This is a genomic window from Alkalihalobacillus sp. AL-G, from assembly GCF_030643805.1.
Classification (GTDB): domain Bacteria; phylum Bacillota; class Bacilli; order Bacillales; family Fictibacillaceae; genus Pseudalkalibacillus.
Genome location: NZ_CP094656.1, coordinates 346,208 through 361,632 on the forward strand (window position 1 = coordinate 346,208; position 15,425 = coordinate 361,632).

A 15,425-nucleotide genomic window follows, 5' to 3' on the forward strand; every position below is an offset into this window, starting at 1 on the left:
TGTAAAGATCAGCCTGTCATTCCTTGTACCCTTTTTATAAAATTTGTAATCGTTCCCATTCTTCAAGTAATGATTCTAGTCCTTGTTGAGCGGTTTGAAGCTGTCCGTTGATCTCTTGTGTCTTTTCATAATCCTGAAAAACCTCAGGATCGGCGAGATCTTGTTCATACAACTCTATTTGTTGCTCGTGTTGTTCGATTCGTGTTTCAAGCTCGTCGATACGCCGGAGTCGTTTCCGCTCGTCCTTTTTCGCTTGCTTATCGACCTGAAACTGTTCCTTCGTGTCGCTGACTTTTTCCGCATCGATCGTAACACTGTTTTCTTCACGCTCAAGACGTTCGAGTTCTGCAATTTCCGCCTTCTTTTCAAGGAAGTAATCGTAGTCACCTAGATAGTTCTCAAGACCTTCTTGCGTTAAATCTACGACACGTGTGGCAATCCGATTAATGAAATAGCGGTCATGTGAAATGAAGAGAATCGTGCCGGGATAATCAATCAACGCATTTTCCAACACTTCTTTGCTGTCGAGATCCAAGTGGTTCGTCGGTTCATCAAGTATCAAGACATTTGCCTTTTGCAGCATCAGCTTCGCAAGAGCCAATCTCGCTTTTTGTCCACCGCTCAATTCATTGACACCCTTCAAAACGTCATCACCGCTAAAAAGGAAGTTCCCGAGAACGGTGCGAATCTCTTTTTCGGTATGTGTCGGGTATTCATCCCATAATTCCTGTAAAACCGTTTTGTGACTGTTCAGGTTGGCTTGCTCCTGATCGTAGTAGCCGATTTGAATGTTTGAACCAAATTGGATGCTGCCGGCGAATTTTCGCTTCGAATCAATGATCGTTTTGATCAGCGTCGATTTACCAATCCCATTTGGCCCGACGAGTGCAATGCTTTCTTCACGTTGGATGTGCAAGTTTATATGTTCAGCTAGGGGCTCGTCATAACCGATGCTAAGGTCATCTAGCTTCAGAACGTCATTTCCAGTTTGTCGCTCAATTTTAAAACCGAACTGTGCGGATTTTTCAGCTGAATCCGGCCGGTCGAGTACTTCCATCCGTTCAAGCTGGCGTCGACGGCTTTGTGCACGTTTTGTTGTTGAAGCACGAGCGATGTTACGCTGGACAAAATCCTGCAGCTTGTTGATTTCTGCCTGCTGCTTTTCGAATTCCTTAAGCTCCTGTTCGTACTGCTCAGCCTTTTGTTTTAAATAGTGGCTGTAGTTTCCGAGGTACTTTTTACTTTTTTGCCTCGAAATTTCGTAGACTTGGGTTGAAACCTTGTCTAAAAAGTAGCGGTCATGAGAGACGATCAGCAAGGCACCTGGATACGATTGCAAATAGCCCTCAAGCCAATTCAATGTCTCGATGTCGAGATGGTTCGTCGGTTCATCGAGAATAAGCAGATCGGGACGTGTTAGCAACAGCTTCACAAGTGCGAGCCTCGTTTTTTGTCCGCCGCTTAAAGATGAAACCGGCTTCTCATAATCCTCCTCGTAAAACCGGAACCCATGAAGGACTGAGCGGATGTCGTTTTCATATTGATAACCGCCTCGCTGCTGGAACGTTTGCTGGAGCTCATCATATTCAGCTAGCACTTTTTCATAGAGAACAGGGTCGTTCAGTACCGACTCTTGTCCCATCTTCTTTTCAAGCTGCCGAATCTGGTCCTCCATCTGCTGAAGGTCGTTATACACCTTCAGCATCTCTTCCCAAATCGTAAGCTCAGACTCTAATCCAGAGTTCTGTGCTAAGTAGCCGATTTCAATTTCTTTCGGCTTCATTATTGATCCAGAATCATGGGATAGCTGCCCGCTGATGATTTTCAATAGAGTAGATTTACCTGCACCGTTACGCCCGACTAATGCGATTCGGTCCCGGGATTGTACTTCAAGTTTAATATTCGATAAAATAAGGTCAGCACCAAAATATTTGGTGACCTCTTGGACTTGTAAAACGATCATGATAAAACACCTCATTTGCACATGGATGTCAACTCAAAGAGGACCTTTTCGAGTCTGCGATGAGAATCCATAGTTGCATTACTTATGCTGACTTCGACGTTAGGCTCACACGATGTGAGTCCGTTCAACTTTAGGCTCACACGACGTGAGTCAGTTCGACGTTGTTATAGGACGTAACGTATTTAGTCGAACATCCTTTACTGATTTAACATTCTAAGTCGAACAGTCGAAGATTCCTTTTTTGGTTAAGTTCAAAGAGCTCGCTGTAATTCGCAGACGCTTTGAACACATATAATCAGTGTAGCGTATGAGGAAAAGGTCAGGCAACTATTCAATTTTCAAAGTTTTGTTATAAATTTGCAGGTTGGACACCTTTCTTTTTTAAAAAAATGGTGTATAGTCTCAGTTAGGCAGGTGATTCTATGGGCGAATTCACACATTTCAATGAGCAGGGCAGGGCAAAAATGGTCGATATTTCAGACAAGGAAGCTACCGTCCGAACCGCACGTGTACAAAGCCGTGTTATCGTGACAAAAGAAATCTATGAAGCGATTCAAGGCGGGAACGTGCAAAAAGGAGATGTATTATCTGTTGCCCAGGTTGCCGGAATCATGGCGGCCAAAAAAACCCCTGATATCGTCCCGATGTGTCATCCATTGCCGCTGAAAGCCATCGATATCTCATTTGATTGGAATATCGGTGAATCCTACGAGTTACTGATTGAAGCCTTTGTGAAAACGAAGGGGAATACGGGTGTTGAAATGGAAGCGTTGACGGCAGCATCAGCCGTTGCTCTTACCGTTTACGATATGTGCAAGGCTATCGATAAGGGGATGGTCCTTGGTCCTACTTATCTTTTAGAAAAACAAGGTGGAAGAAGCGGTGATTACCGCAAAGTGTAGTATTTGACCACCGCATGTTCTACGTAAGGGAAGCATGACTTTTCAACAGGAGTATCGACGTCGTAGAAAAGTTCAAGTCCCTAGTATTAAGTGTAACTAAGGCTCACCCTGCGCTAGAGCTTGGTTTTACCAAGTTTTCTTTAAAAATGCATTGGAGGGATTCTATGAGCGTTGAAGAGCATAAAATTCCGCAAGCGACAGCAAAACGTTTGCCACTCTATTACCGGTTTTTAAAAAATCTTTCCGCGTCAGGAAAGCAGCGCGTTTCTTCATCAGAATTAAGTGAGGCGGTCAAAGTTGACTCCGCCACGATTCGAAGAGACTTCTCCTATTTTGGAGCATTAGGGAAAAAGGGTTATGGCTATAATGTAAACTACTTGCTTACCTTTTTCAGAAAGACGCTCGATCAGGATGAAGTCACACGGGTCATGCTGATTGGTGTCGGGAATCTCGGAACGGCACTGCTCAATTATAATTTTCTTAAAGGTGATAATACGAGAATCGAAATGGCGTTTGATGTCGATGATAGCAAAGTAGGAACAACGATCAGCGGAGTCCCCGTCTATCATCTCGACAGCATGAAAAAGCATGCAGCCAAGGACGTATCAGCTGCGATTTTGACGGTACCTGCCCCACATGCTCAGGTGGTTGCGGACCAGCTTGTTGAAATTGGGATCAAAGGGATTCTGAATTTCACTCCTGCGCGACTGACTGTGCCAGAGCATATTCGGGTCCATCACATCGATCTCGCCGTTGAACTGCAATCGCTGATTTACTTTTTAAAACATTATCCGCTTGAATCATAAAAACAAACACCTAAGGAGGTGACCACCTATGGGATTAGGTGCAGGAAGTATTATTTTAATCGCAATCGTTGCATTGTTGCTGTTCGGTCCGAAAAAGCTGCCTGAGCTTGGAAAAGCTGCGGGTAAAACGTTGCGCGAATTCAAAAACGCAACGAATGGACTTGTAGACGACGATGATGATGACAAAGAGAAGAAGAACAAGAAGACGGAACAGCAGTAGATAGGAAGGTTTTTAGTATGACGGACAAACAGATGTCACTGCAATACCATATAGAAGAATTACGGAAACGAATCCTGATCGTCATACTAGTATTTCTCGTAGCATTCATATCAGGTTTTTTCCTAGCGATGCCGTTGATTCAGTTTTTACAAGAAACACCGGAAGCAGCCGGGCTGGAACTGAATGTTTTTAATATCACCGATCCGATCAACGTCTTTTTGGACTTTGCCTTTCTGATCGGATTATTACTTACCTCTCCAGTCGCTTTATATCAATTGTGGGGATTCGTGAGCCCAGGGTTATTGGAGCGGGAACGGAAAGCTACTTTGGCGTATATCCCGATGACATTTATTTTGTTTATCGTCGGTATCGCATTTTCGTATTATATTGTGTTTCCGTTTGTGATTGATTTTATGAACGGACTGGCTGAAGTGCTTGGGGTCGAAGAGGAATACGGAATCAACGAATATTTTCAATTTTTATTTCGGATGACCTTACCATTTGGGATTTTGTTTCAATTTCCGATTGTTGTCATGTTTTTGACGCGATTAGGGATTTTGACACCAGACCTGCTTGGGCAGATCCGTAAATACTCGTATTTTGTTTTGATCGTCATCGCAGGCTTGATCACACCACCAGAAATCATTTCACATTTGATGGTGACCGTACCGTTGATTATCCTGTATGAAATGAGTATTTTGATTTCGCGTGTTGCGTACCGGAAGACGTTAAAGGCAGCAGAAGAAGCGGAAGCAGATGAAGAAACTGAACAATAAAGAGAGCTTGGCGAAGCGCCAAGCTTTTTTCGTTTTTACACAAATTGCAGCTCACGGGCACGAAAGACTAACCTTATCCACTCAAGTTACACTACGAAAGGACGATGGACTTTATCGACCGTAGAAAAGGATTTTATTATGCCTGAAAAAACCGAATTAACACAGCGGAGGAACTGTCATTCAAGAAAAAAACCGATCGTACACGATATTGTGGCACGATTCCACAGCGTACTTACGACGTTCTTCGGGTGTATGCGTACTATTGTACGCATACAAATTTCGCACCTCGGTTTAAGCCGCGGAAAGTGCCTTCCAAATGGAGGATTTACGTTCGTAAATCGACCAAATTGTATTAAAAAAATGGACGGATCAAAGTGGATCTGACCGCTTTAACCCTGATTTGAAAACCTTCAATCTACAACAAAGACCTGAGCGGACATCCGTCCATGCTCAGGCCTGCTAGTTACTACTTCTTTATATTACGTATTTTTTTTCGTAACTCGATCATCCGGAAGGCATTGAAAAAGTCGTACGCAGCAAGAGCCATATTAATAAGCGGCCAAAATGACCAAATCCCATCCTCTTGAGCGTAGTATATGGCTAAATAAGTAAAGATAATTCCAAGAACGAAATAGGCATAAATCCAAAATGTAGGTGAAAATCTCATAACTAGCCTCCAAATAAGAACTGAATGCTTTGTAGTTGTTTTTCTAATTCAGCAATTTTATCCCGAAAGACGACTTGTGCAAGCATCACAAATGAATTTATTGATACGTGAGCGATGATCGGAACGATAAGCCGTTTCGTTTTTACATATAAAAAACTAAGTGTAAATCCCAATGCTGCGTAGATAAGAATATGGCTGAAATCCCTGTGTACAACCGCAAAAACCAGGGAACTAATTAATGCTGCGATGATAAAATTCGTACGTTTATAGAGTGTACCAAAGATGACTTTACGAAACACGATTTCTTCAAGGATTGGTCCAATAACTGAGACTACTAAAATAAGCAGTGGAAAGGACAGTGTCAAATCTACGATCATTTTCGTATTCTTTGAGCCTGGTTCAATACCAAATACATTCATTTCGATGCTCGCTGCAACAACTTGAGCAATAAATACAATTGGAATTCCAGCAAGTGCCCAACCGATTGTTTGGCTCATGCTTGAGCGTTCATCCCGATAAAGGGGGGTACGAAACTCCGGAATCAGAAGTACCATGATGATTATGAATCCGATTGAAAAACTGACCACGTTCCAAATCCCGGGTATTTTTTCCATTGGAATTCCGAGTGACAGTAATAAAGGAACACCGATTAATCCTGAAAGCAGCATCAATATATATGTGATTAAAATCCACGCATTTCGTTTTTTCAAGGTATTCTCCTCTTTCACCAGAAGATTCGTTGGAAAAGCCAACTCAATGCCCCATTTTACCATACTCTGATTCGAATTACTTGATTCATGATTTTCAACTTTTCTAGGATAAATAGAAGTGAATTCAGCCTGTTAAAGATTGTTTGTATACGGCGTATTCTGTTTTAAAAAAAGGACGTAATTAGTCGAAGGGAGCAGGGAATTGTCGAACGTTATACAGGGTGAATTTCCTCGCAAAAAAATTTGAGTATATCACTTGCAAAAGGAGTTCAGATTGATTAATATTAAAAATGGAATTAGCACTCACTATAATCGAGTGCTAATAAATAAACTACAATCCTTGAGGAGGGTGTTTCACTTGTTAAAGCCGTTAGGTGATCGTATTATCATTGAGCTTGTTGAAAGCGAAGAAAAAACCGCAAGCGGTATCGTACTTCCAGACTCTGCGAAGGAAAAGCCGCAAGAAGGTAAAGTTGTTGCAGTCGGTACTGGCCGAGTTACAGACAATGGAGAAAAAATTGCGCTTGAGGTTTCAGAAGGTGACTCTGTAATCTTCTCAAAATACGCAGGTACTGAAGTGAAATATCAAGGTGCAGAATACTTAATTTTACGCGAAACAGATGTGCTCGCTGTTATTGGTTAATTGAAAAACAAACAGGGAAAGGAAATCCCTACATATAAAATCAAGGAGGTTCTTTGAAAATGGCAAAAGATATTAAGTTCAGTGAAGACGCACGCCGCTCTATGCTTCGCGGTGTCGATGCACTTGCAAATGCTGTAAAAGTTACCCTTGGACCAAAAGGACGCAATGTGGTTCTTGAAAAGAAATTCGGTTCTCCGCTCATCACGAATGACGGTGTAACGATCGCAAAGGAAATCGAGCTTGAAGATGCATTTGAAAACATGGGTGCAAAGCTTGTTTCAGAAGTAGCGAGCAAAACAAACGACGTTGCTGGTGATGGTACAACTACAGCAACAGTTCTAGCTCAAGCAATGATCCGTGAAGGTCTTAAGAACGTTACGTCCGGTGCAAATCCGATGGTTCTACGTAAAGGAATCGAAAAGGCGACTATCGCTGCAGTAGAAGAGCTTAAGAAAATTTCTAAGCCAATCGAAGGCCGCGAATCAATCGCACAGGTTGCTGCAATTTCTTCTAGTGACAATGAAGTTGGACAATTGATCGCAGAAGCAATGGAGCGTGTTGGAAACGATGGTGTTATTACGATTGAAGAATCTAAAGGATTCGCTACTGAGCTTGAAGTCGTAGAAGGTATGCAATTCGATCGTGGATATTCTTCACCTTACATGGTAACGGACTCTGACAAAATGGAAGCAGTACTTGAGAACCCATACATCCTTGTTACAGACAAGAAGATCGCGAACATTCAAGAAGTTCTTCCAGTATTGGAGCAAGTTGTTCAACAAGGTAAGCCAATCCTTATCATCGCTGAAGACGTTGAAGGCGAAGCTCTAGCTACATTAGTAGTGAACAAACTTCGTGGAACGTTCAACGCTGTAGCTGTTAAAGCTCCAGGGTTCGGGGATCGTCGTAAAGCTATGCTTGAAGATATCTCTACATTAACGGGCGCAGAAGTAATCACAGAAGATCTTGGATTAGATCTTAAATCTGCAAACATCGGTCAGCTTGGTACAGCGTCTAAAGTTGTTGTTACAAAAGAAAACACAACAATCGTTGAAGGTGCTGGCGAATCTGAGAAGATTGCAGCTCGTGTCAACCAAATCCGTACTCAACTCGAAGAAACAACTTCTGAGTTTGATAAAGAAAAACTACAAGAACGCCTTGCTAAGCTTGCAGGCGGTGTAGCAGTGATCAAGGTTGGTGCTGCTACTGAAACGGAATTGAAGGAACGTAAGCTTCGTATCGAGGATGCGTTGAACTCTACTCGTGCAGCAGTTGAAGAAGGAATCGTATCCGGTGGTGGAACAGCGCTTGTAAACGTACTAAAAGCGGTTCAAGCAATCGAAACTGAAGGTGACGAATCTACAGGTGTCAACATCGTTCTTCGTGCACTTGAAGAGCCGATCCGTCAAATCGCTCACAACGCTGGTCTTGAAGGATCTGTTGTCGTAGAACGCTTAAAAGGTGAAAGCCTCGGCGTAGGCTTCAATGCTTTGACTGGCGAGTGGGTAAACATGGTCGATGCTGGAATCGTTGACCCTACAAAAGTTACTCGTTCTGCACTCCAAAATGCAGCATCCGTATCAGCAATGCTTCTAACTACAGAAGCTGTAGTAGCTGATAAGCCTGAAGAAAATGATGGCGGCGGCGGAATGCCTGACATGGGCGGAATGGGCGGAATGGGTGGCATGGGCGGCATGATGTAATAGCCCTCACCCAGAAAAATAGTAATACTATTTTTCACCCGACAAGGCTATTCCCTAAGTTTAGGGGGTAGTCTTTTTTTCTTGTTGTTACATTTGTGTATCGGTTGGCGATATGGCTTGTAATTCATGTCGAAAACCCTCATATTTAATAGAAAGGAGGCCCGATATGCGACGCGATATACAACCCAATGAACGAGCATTCACTACAAAGGAAGTTGCCGAAGAACTGGAAATAGCCACCCCTACGGTCCGTAAGTATGGGCAAATCTTAGAGCGGAACGGATATGAATTTTTGAAAGATGGCGATCGGCGTATATTTGTTCAAAGTGATATCGGAGCACTTATAGCGCTACGCGATACAGACAAGCCCCTTGACGATACAGCTAAAGGCGCAGTATATCAACAAAGGGAAAGATTAAAAGATTCCAATGAAACTGACATAGCGCTACCCGATACATATGAAAATGTGCCCCACGACCCCAATCAATTAAAAGATGCTTTAAAATATGTCGTTCAGGAACTGGCAGCTACACGTGAAATGAATGTCCAACTGACAAACGATATGTCACAGCTTAAAACAACGGTATCGAGACTTCAGCAAGATCACCATGCGATAAGTTCCAGTATTGGAAATACCGCACAAAAAACGAATGTTAAAATTGAAAACTTCACCAAACAACAAAAGGATTTTTACGAAACCTTGTTAGAGCAAGAGAAAAACCATTATGAAGACTTGCTACAACAAGAAAAGCAAAAAAGCGAACTGTTACAAAAAGATATAAAAAGCATGAGAGAAGAGCAGGTTAAAGAATGGCGTTCCCAAAATGATTTCAACAAACGTTTAGAAGAAGCGATCCAAAAACCGAAAGAAAAACGAGGTGGGCTTTTCTCTTTATTCCGTAAATAAAGGCGATATGGACAAGCAATATACCCTGAAATAATGTTTTTAAAACAGAAATGCACACTGATGAGCTGGTCAGCAAAGATTTGGTCGGTTCTTTTTTGTGCCGTATCGCCCGGCGATATGTATGAATGAGGATAACATTCAAAATCAGGTGAAGAAAAGCGTATAAAGAGAATATGGAATGGATGTGAGTCTTGGCAGACAACAGGGTGCTTATATCGCTAGGCGATACAAAAGGGTACTGTGATACATGGACTTACAAGGGCAGCAATATGATTCAACTAAAAGGTCCTTAACAGATGTTCATATCGCCCGGCGATATGACGAAATTTCATGCTGGCGCTACGCACTATTTTTCAAATTTCAACAATTTCCCGAGAAATATCTACAAATTCTGCTGCATAATTCGATTCGGACGAGAGCGAATGTTTCCCAAAGACATTCAGTTCGTGTATCGCTATAATAATATCAAATTAAGCATGGTCCAATATAAACTTCTTTGGAGGGTTCAATATGAAAGATGACATTCAAGTACATAAAGATCGTTTTATTAAAGAACTTCAGGAGTTTTTAAAGATTCCGAGTATCTCTTCATTATCTGAACATAAAGAAAATGTTCAAGCTGGGGCGGAATGGGTAGCCGATTCGTTAAAGAAATCCGGCATGGACAACGTAGAAATCATCCCGACAGAACGGCATCCGATTGTTTATGGGGACTGGTTACATGCGGAAGGGAAACCGACTGTCCTAATTTATGGTCATTACGATGTCCAGCCTGCAGATCCTTTTGAACTATGGGAAACACCACCATTTGAACCAGTGATTAGAGACAATAAGATTTACGCGAGAGGGGCAACCGATGATAAGGGTCAGTTGTTCATCCATATCAAAGCGTTAGAACTGTTGATGAGTGAAAATGGCACATTACCAGTCAACGTCAAATTCTGTATTGAAGGGGAAGAAGAAATCGCCAGCCCGAACCTGCCGCCATTTATTGAGGAAAATAAGGACATGCTAGCGGCGGACGCGGTCGTCATTTCAGATACATCCTTTATTGAAGAAGGGCAACCTGCTATTTGTACATCTTTACGAGGCGCACTCGCGATGGAAGTGAAAGTGGAAACAGCGAATACCGACTTGCATTCCGGCACATACGGTGGCGGTGTACCAAATGCCGTCCATGTTTTAGTCGACGTTCTCTCCTCGTTACACGATGAAGATGGAAGAGTTGCAGTGGAAGGCTTTTATGAAGGGGTACCACCCGTTACAGACAAACTGAAGCAAGAAATAGCCGAAATTCCATTTAACGAAGACAAAATGAAGAAAGAGCTTGGTATGACCGCTTTATATGGTGAAAAAGGGTATACGTTCAACGAACAAACAGGTATCCGGCCAACGCTCGAAATCAACGGTATCGGTGGAGGGTTTGCAGCAGAAGGGTTTAAAACGATTGTTCCTAGTGAGGCGAATGGCAAAATCAGCTGTCGTCTAGTAGGAGACCAGGACCCGAATCATGTGTATCGTCTGATTGAAAAACATATTCAAACGATCACGCCAGATTACGCATCAGTGGAGATGAATCAGTTTGTTCAAGCAAAGGCTGTTGCTCTCAATTCACAGGATCCAATGATTCAAGTAGCTGCCAAAGCCTACGAAAAAGTGTACGGAGTCCGTCCGCTCTTCCCAAAAGAAGGTGGTTCGATTCCGATCGTGGAGGTTTTCGCAAGAGTGCTCGAGTCGCCAGTTGTATTGATGGGCTTTGGCTTACCTTCAGAAAATCTGCATGCCCCTAATGAACATTTTCACTTGGAGAACTTTACAAAGGGCATCGAAACTGTTTGTGAATATTTACAATCATTATCCAACTAAAATTTAGACCATTTACATTCAGGGTCCTAATGTTTAACGGCTTATCGATTCATCCGGTAAATCTTCCAGGATAAGTACGTGCAAAGATTGACCAGCATGCGTAAGGGATCAATAAGATTGCAGCCCAGGCGGAATACCAAAAAGTCACATTTCAATAACATTTAATTTGAAATTCCGAAATTGAGGATGTTTCCGAAAGTCTCGCTGACTTTTTGTGAAGCATCCTCTTTCATTTTTGCCGGCGGCCTGATACGTCCATTGTATTACTACACTTTTTGGAAGCCCTTTTTGAATATAGTTTGTCATATCCCCCCAAGAAAAGTTACCTACAAAGTAAAACCCAACTTTCAAGAAGAAAGTTGAGTTAATTAACGCGATAGGTTTTATACTTTTTAAGGTAATTGACTAATCCGCCTTCGTTCAATATGTTCACCATCACATCAGGTATTTGAGTACCTTGATGCACTTCATCAGTTGAAAGGTTACTAACAATTCCTTCTGTTAAATCTACCTCGATATGATGGCCGGTTTCTATATTGTGGTCTTTTAATTCAATGACAGGCAATCCGATGTTGATTGCATTGCGAAAGAAAATACGGGCAAATGATTTTGCTACTACAGCGGAAACACCAGCTGTTTTTAAGGCAAGTGGGGCTTGCTCACGAGATGAACCGCAGCCGAAGTTGTCTCCACCTGCGACAATATCCCCTTGTTTTACCCGGTTTCGGAAGTCTGGATCTAAATCCTCTAAGACATGATCGGCTAAATCGTCTAGATTAAGTGTTTTCGTATACTTCCCTGGTATGATTCTGTCCGTATCAATGTTATCCCCATATGAGTGCGTCATTCCTCTAAGCTTCATTGGACAATACCCCCTCGGTAATCGAATTCGGATCGGTAATTTTCCCATATAAAGCAGATGAAGCAACAGTAGCCGGTGATCCTAAGTAAATATTAGAGTTCTTATTCCCCATCCGACCTTGGAAGTTTCGGTTTGTTGATGAGATGATGTTTTCATTGTTCCCAGGTATTCCTTGATGTGTTCCAACACATGGGCCACATCCTGAATTCAAGAAAGTCGCCCCTGCAGACATTAGTATTTCCGCCGTTCCATCCTTCACCGCATCTAAATAAACTTTCTTTGAGGCTGGAGCAATTAACAATCGTACATCCGTGTGTATCGTTTTACCTTTTAATATGTTTGCTGCCACGTGTAAATCTTCTAACCGACCGTTTGTGCAACTTCCGAGAAACGCTTGCTGTATTGGAGTACCTAGCGCTTCTGAAATGGATCTGATGTTATCGGGAGAATGTGGAAGGGCTATTTTTGCGTCAATTTCAGAAACATCAAAGATAAATTCATTTTCATACACTGCGTCCGTATCTGGTTCGATATGTTCAAATTCGTACGGAAGTTCAAGTCCTTTTGTATGGACGAACCCTGCTTTTGCCCCCATTTCTATAGCCATATTTGCAACGGTCATACGACTATCCAGGCTTAAATTCTCAAGTGCGTCACCGGTAAACTCTAACGCTTTATACGTTCCGCCTTCAATTCCGATTTTACCGACAATATGTAAGATGAGATCTTTTGCAGAAACGTTAGGTTTCAATTCGCCTTTTAGTACGATTTTGATGGTTTCCGGAACCTTTATCCACGTTTGCCCGGTAAGCATCACTCCTGCCAAATCTGTTGAGCCGACTCCTGTCGCAAAAGCCCCAATAGCCCCATATGTACATGAATGAGAATCAGCTCCTAGAAATAGTTGACCAGGTTTGACGTGCTCATTTTCAATCATTAATTGATGGCAAATCCCTTCACCTACATCATAAAGCTTGATGCCTTGTTCCTTTGCAAATACTCTCATAAAATCATGAAGGTTGGCGATTGTTTCATTTGGGGGAGGGGAGGCATGGTCGATCACAAATGTGACATTACTAGCATCCCAAACCTTATCTTTTCCCATTTCTTTAAACGCTTTAATCGTCAAAGGAGCAGTTGTATCGGTTGCCATGACTCCATCAACATTGACAATTGCGATTTCATTACGAAACATTTGTTTGTCTGCATGTTGTGAAATGATTTTTTCAACGATGGTTTGACCCATTAAAAAAGACTCCTTTCTTTAGATGAAATGTCACTTAGTTAAAAACCACTAGGTGGAATTGTGATTCATTGTACGGTATAACGTGATAATAGTCAATCTATTTTAATAGTTTAGAAAATTTCAAATAATGCGTTGACATAGGGTTATTTTTATCTTAGTCTATACATATGTTCAACCCATCTAGTGAAACAACAAACCACCAATCGGAACATAAATACATAAAACCGAATTGTTGTTCCATTATATGGTTTTCCATAAGTGTTAGGAGGAAGTTTTATGAGTGAAGTTGTCAGGGCAGTTGATCGTGCCTTAGAGATTTTAAATTGTTTCTCATCAAAAAAGTCCCAGTTGTCCATCGGAGAAATTTGCGGGATCACAGGTCTTACAAAGTCTACCTCATTTCGATTACTCGCTTCATTGGAGCATAAAGGGTTCATTGAAAAAGATGAGAAGAGCCATCAATACAAGCTTGGTGTTAAATTATTGGAGCTAGGCAATGTCGTGCAGGAGTCATTTAATTTAAGAGACAGCGCCTTGCCGGTCATGAAGGATTTAGCAGAGAAAACAGGCGAAACGGTCAATGTTAACATCATCCAGGGCCATAACAGGGTTTGCATTGAAAAGATTGACGGAAAGCATGCCTTAAGAAAGGTTTCAGAGGTAGGATTGCTTTTGCCGCTATATAGAGGGGCCTCAGGTAAATTGCTTTTGGCATTCTGCGAACCAGATCAGATCATTGAGATATTGAACATCGCCAAAGATCACCAGACACCACATGATTACATCAACAATCTAAAGATCGAATTATTTACGATAAGAGAAAAAGGCTATTCAACGAGTGTAAATGAAAGACTTGATGGAACCGCCTCCGTATCAGCACCGATTCGTGATCATACTGGGAACGTCATTGCCGGGATTACGATCTCGGGCCCATCGATCAGGTTTACGGATGAAAAGATCGCTCAATTTATAGAAGATGTTATAGGTGCTGGGAAATCCATTTCTTCAAGGTTAGGGTATGTTGTGCAGGAACCAATCAAAACGTAGAAAGGTTCTTACTGATTGTTTTGGAAGCGATTACATCTATGCAATTACATCATTTTGTCCTACGAATAGTAGTCCATCCATTAGTTGATTTTGAATAAAAACTATTAAACTAGGAGGAATAAAAATGAGAAAAGGTATATTGGTAAGCTTCATTGGCGTGTTACTCTTGTCATTTGTATTATCAGGCTGCTCTTCAGCTGAAAGCGGCAGCAGCGAGGGGGAATTTTTAAGGGTTGGAACAGCAAGTATGGGAGGGAATTTTTTCCCGCTTGGTGCGGCGATTGCTCAAATGGTCAATGATGAAATGGACGGGTATAATGCGAGTGCTCAAGCTACAGGAGGATCATCCGAAAATGCCAACTTTTTAGGTTCCGGTGATCTTGAATTTGCTTTAATTCAATCGAGTCCTCTAAAAAATGCTTATCAAGGGAAAGAGAAATTTGATGGACGAGCTGTCGAGTCTCTTAGAGGTGTGACCGCGATCTATTTTAATTCTTTTCATATTTTAGTAAGAAAAGACGCCGGAGTCGAAACCATAGAAGACTTAAAAGGAAAGAAAATTGCAGTAGGTCCAGTTGGCGGAGGGATCCAGGTCAATACCAATAAATTGCTAGGTGTATATGGAATAAGTCCAGAAGATTACGAAGCGGTTCATGGGACAAGGCAAGATGCTACGGAAGGACTTAAAACAGGTCGAGTGGATGCACATATTTATGCAACGGGAATTGGAAGTTCACAAGTGACTGACTTGATTAACACAGGAGAAGTCAAGTTAATATCTATGGATCAAGCCACGATTGAAAAAATGGTAGAGGAGAATCCTGACTTTGGGGAAGGAACCATTCCTGCAGGTACATATGAAGGTCAGGATGAACCCGTTGAAACAATCAGAGGGTCTTCTCTTTTAGTTACGACAGAAGATATGTCAGAAGACTTAGTCTATGAACTTACGAAAAAAATATTTGAAAATATAGAAACCTTACAAGGACACCATAAATACTTCAAACAAACAAAAGTTGAGGATGCGACAAAAGGAATGTCAGTTCCATTGCATCCTGGTGCGAAAAAGTACTTTGAAGAAGTCGGTACACAATAAAGAAATAGGGT

Annotated in this window: 15 protein-coding genes; 10 read left to right on the plus strand and 5 right to left on the minus strand. The window is 41.9% G+C overall.

Translation table 11 applies throughout. The annotated features are described in order from the left end of the window. Window positions 1-34: 34 nt before the first annotated feature. Window positions 35-1,963: an ABC-F family ATP-binding cassette domain-containing protein gene (locus MOJ78_RS01865; RefSeq protein WP_304979534.1), complete on the minus strand. Its 1,929-nt coding sequence runs from the start codon at window positions 1,961-1,963 to the stop codon at window positions 35-37. Window positions 1,964-2,385: 422 nt separating this feature from the next. On the opposite strand from MOJ78_RS01865, the gene moaC reads away from it, so the two are divergent. The 4 genes from moaC (at window position 2,386) to tatC (ending at window position 4,667) form a co-directional block, all read left to right on the plus strand. Beyond that, window positions 2,386-2,865, plus strand: a complete 480-nt coding sequence (gene moaC, locus MOJ78_RS01870; protein ID WP_304979535.1) for a cyclic pyranopterin monophosphate synthase MoaC — start codon at window positions 2,386-2,388, stop codon at window positions 2,863-2,865. Between the two features lie 164 nt (window positions 2,866-3,029). Beyond that, window positions 3,030-3,671, plus strand: coding sequence for a redox-sensing transcriptional repressor Rex (locus MOJ78_RS01875; RefSeq protein WP_304979536.1), 642 nt, complete (start codon window positions 3,030-3,032; stop codon window positions 3,669-3,671). A gap of 28 nt (window positions 3,672-3,699) precedes the next feature. Continuing rightward, window positions 3,700-3,891 carry a twin-arginine translocase TatA/TatE family subunit gene (locus tag MOJ78_RS01880; RefSeq protein WP_304979537.1) on the plus strand — a complete coding sequence of 64 codons (192 nt, stop codon included), beginning with the start codon at window positions 3,700-3,702 and terminating at the stop codon, window positions 3,889-3,891. Between the two features lie 17 nt (window positions 3,892-3,908). After that, a complete protein-coding gene (gene tatC, locus MOJ78_RS01885; RefSeq protein ID WP_304979538.1) occupies window positions 3,909-4,667 on the plus strand; it encodes a twin-arginine translocase subunit TatC in 759 nt (252 codons plus the stop codon). Between the two features lie 466 nt (window positions 4,668-5,133). Here tatC and MOJ78_RS01890 read toward each other — a convergent pair whose 3' ends face one another. Continuing rightward, entirely contained in the window at window positions 5,134-5,334 is a 201-nt protein-coding gene (locus MOJ78_RS01890) for a DUF4305 domain-containing protein (RefSeq protein ID WP_304979539.1), read from the minus strand. A gap of 2 nt (window positions 5,335-5,336) precedes the next feature. Beyond that, complete coding sequence (locus tag MOJ78_RS01895; RefSeq protein ID WP_304979540.1) at window positions 5,337-6,044, minus strand: CPBP family intramembrane glutamic endopeptidase; 708 nt, start codon at window positions 6,042-6,044, stop codon at window positions 5,337-5,339. A gap of 358 nt (window positions 6,045-6,402) precedes the next feature. Between MOJ78_RS01895 and groES the strand changes: the two genes are divergently transcribed. From groES to MOJ78_RS01915, 4 genes are all read left to right on the plus strand, one after another. Beyond that, entirely contained in the window at window positions 6,403-6,687 is a 285-nt protein-coding gene (gene groES / locus MOJ78_RS01900) for a co-chaperone GroES (protein WP_304979541.1), read from the plus strand. 59 nt (window positions 6,688-6,746) lie between these two features. Then, entirely contained in the window at window positions 6,747-8,390 is a 1,644-nt protein-coding gene (gene groL / locus MOJ78_RS01905) for a chaperonin GroEL (RefSeq protein ID WP_304979542.1), read from the plus strand. A 166-nt stretch (window positions 8,391-8,556) separates the two neighbouring features. Then, on the plus strand, window positions 8,557-9,297 hold the full coding sequence (locus MOJ78_RS01910) for a hypothetical protein (protein ID WP_304979543.1): 741 nt from the start codon (window positions 8,557-8,559) through the stop codon (window positions 9,295-9,297). Window positions 9,298-9,807: 510 nt separating this feature from the next. Further along, window positions 9,808-11,163 carry a dipeptidase gene (locus MOJ78_RS01915; protein ID WP_304979544.1) on the plus strand — a complete coding sequence of 452 codons (1,356 nt, stop codon included), beginning with the start codon at window positions 9,808-9,810 and terminating at the stop codon, window positions 11,161-11,163. Window positions 11,164-11,527: 364 nt separating this feature from the next. Here MOJ78_RS01915 and MOJ78_RS01920 read toward each other — a convergent pair whose 3' ends face one another. Together MOJ78_RS01920 and MOJ78_RS01925 are read right to left on the minus strand one after the other, a co-directional pair. Next, on the minus strand, window positions 11,528-12,025 hold the full coding sequence (locus MOJ78_RS01920) for a 3-isopropylmalate dehydratase small subunit (RefSeq protein ID WP_304979545.1): 498 nt from the start codon (window positions 12,023-12,025) through the stop codon (window positions 11,528-11,530). Next, on the minus strand, window positions 12,015-13,271 hold the full coding sequence (locus MOJ78_RS01925) for a 3-isopropylmalate dehydratase large subunit (protein WP_304979546.1): 1,257 nt from the start codon (window positions 13,269-13,271) through the stop codon (window positions 12,015-12,017). The genes MOJ78_RS01920 and MOJ78_RS01925 overlap by 11 nt, the downstream gene beginning before the upstream one ends. A 276-nt stretch (window positions 13,272-13,547) precedes the next feature. On the opposite strand from MOJ78_RS01925, the gene MOJ78_RS01930 reads away from it, so the two are divergent. Both MOJ78_RS01930 and MOJ78_RS01935 read left to right on the plus strand, forming a co-directional pair. Next, window positions 13,548-14,318 carry an IclR family transcriptional regulator gene (locus MOJ78_RS01930; RefSeq protein ID WP_304979547.1) on the plus strand — a complete coding sequence of 257 codons (771 nt, stop codon included), beginning with the start codon at window positions 13,548-13,550 and terminating at the stop codon, window positions 14,316-14,318. Between the two features lie 124 nt (window positions 14,319-14,442). Further along, window positions 14,443-15,414: a TAXI family TRAP transporter solute-binding subunit gene (locus tag MOJ78_RS01935; RefSeq protein WP_304979548.1), complete on the plus strand. Its 972-nt coding sequence runs from the start codon at window positions 14,443-14,445 to the stop codon at window positions 15,412-15,414. Window positions 15,415-15,425: the final 11 nt, after the last annotated feature.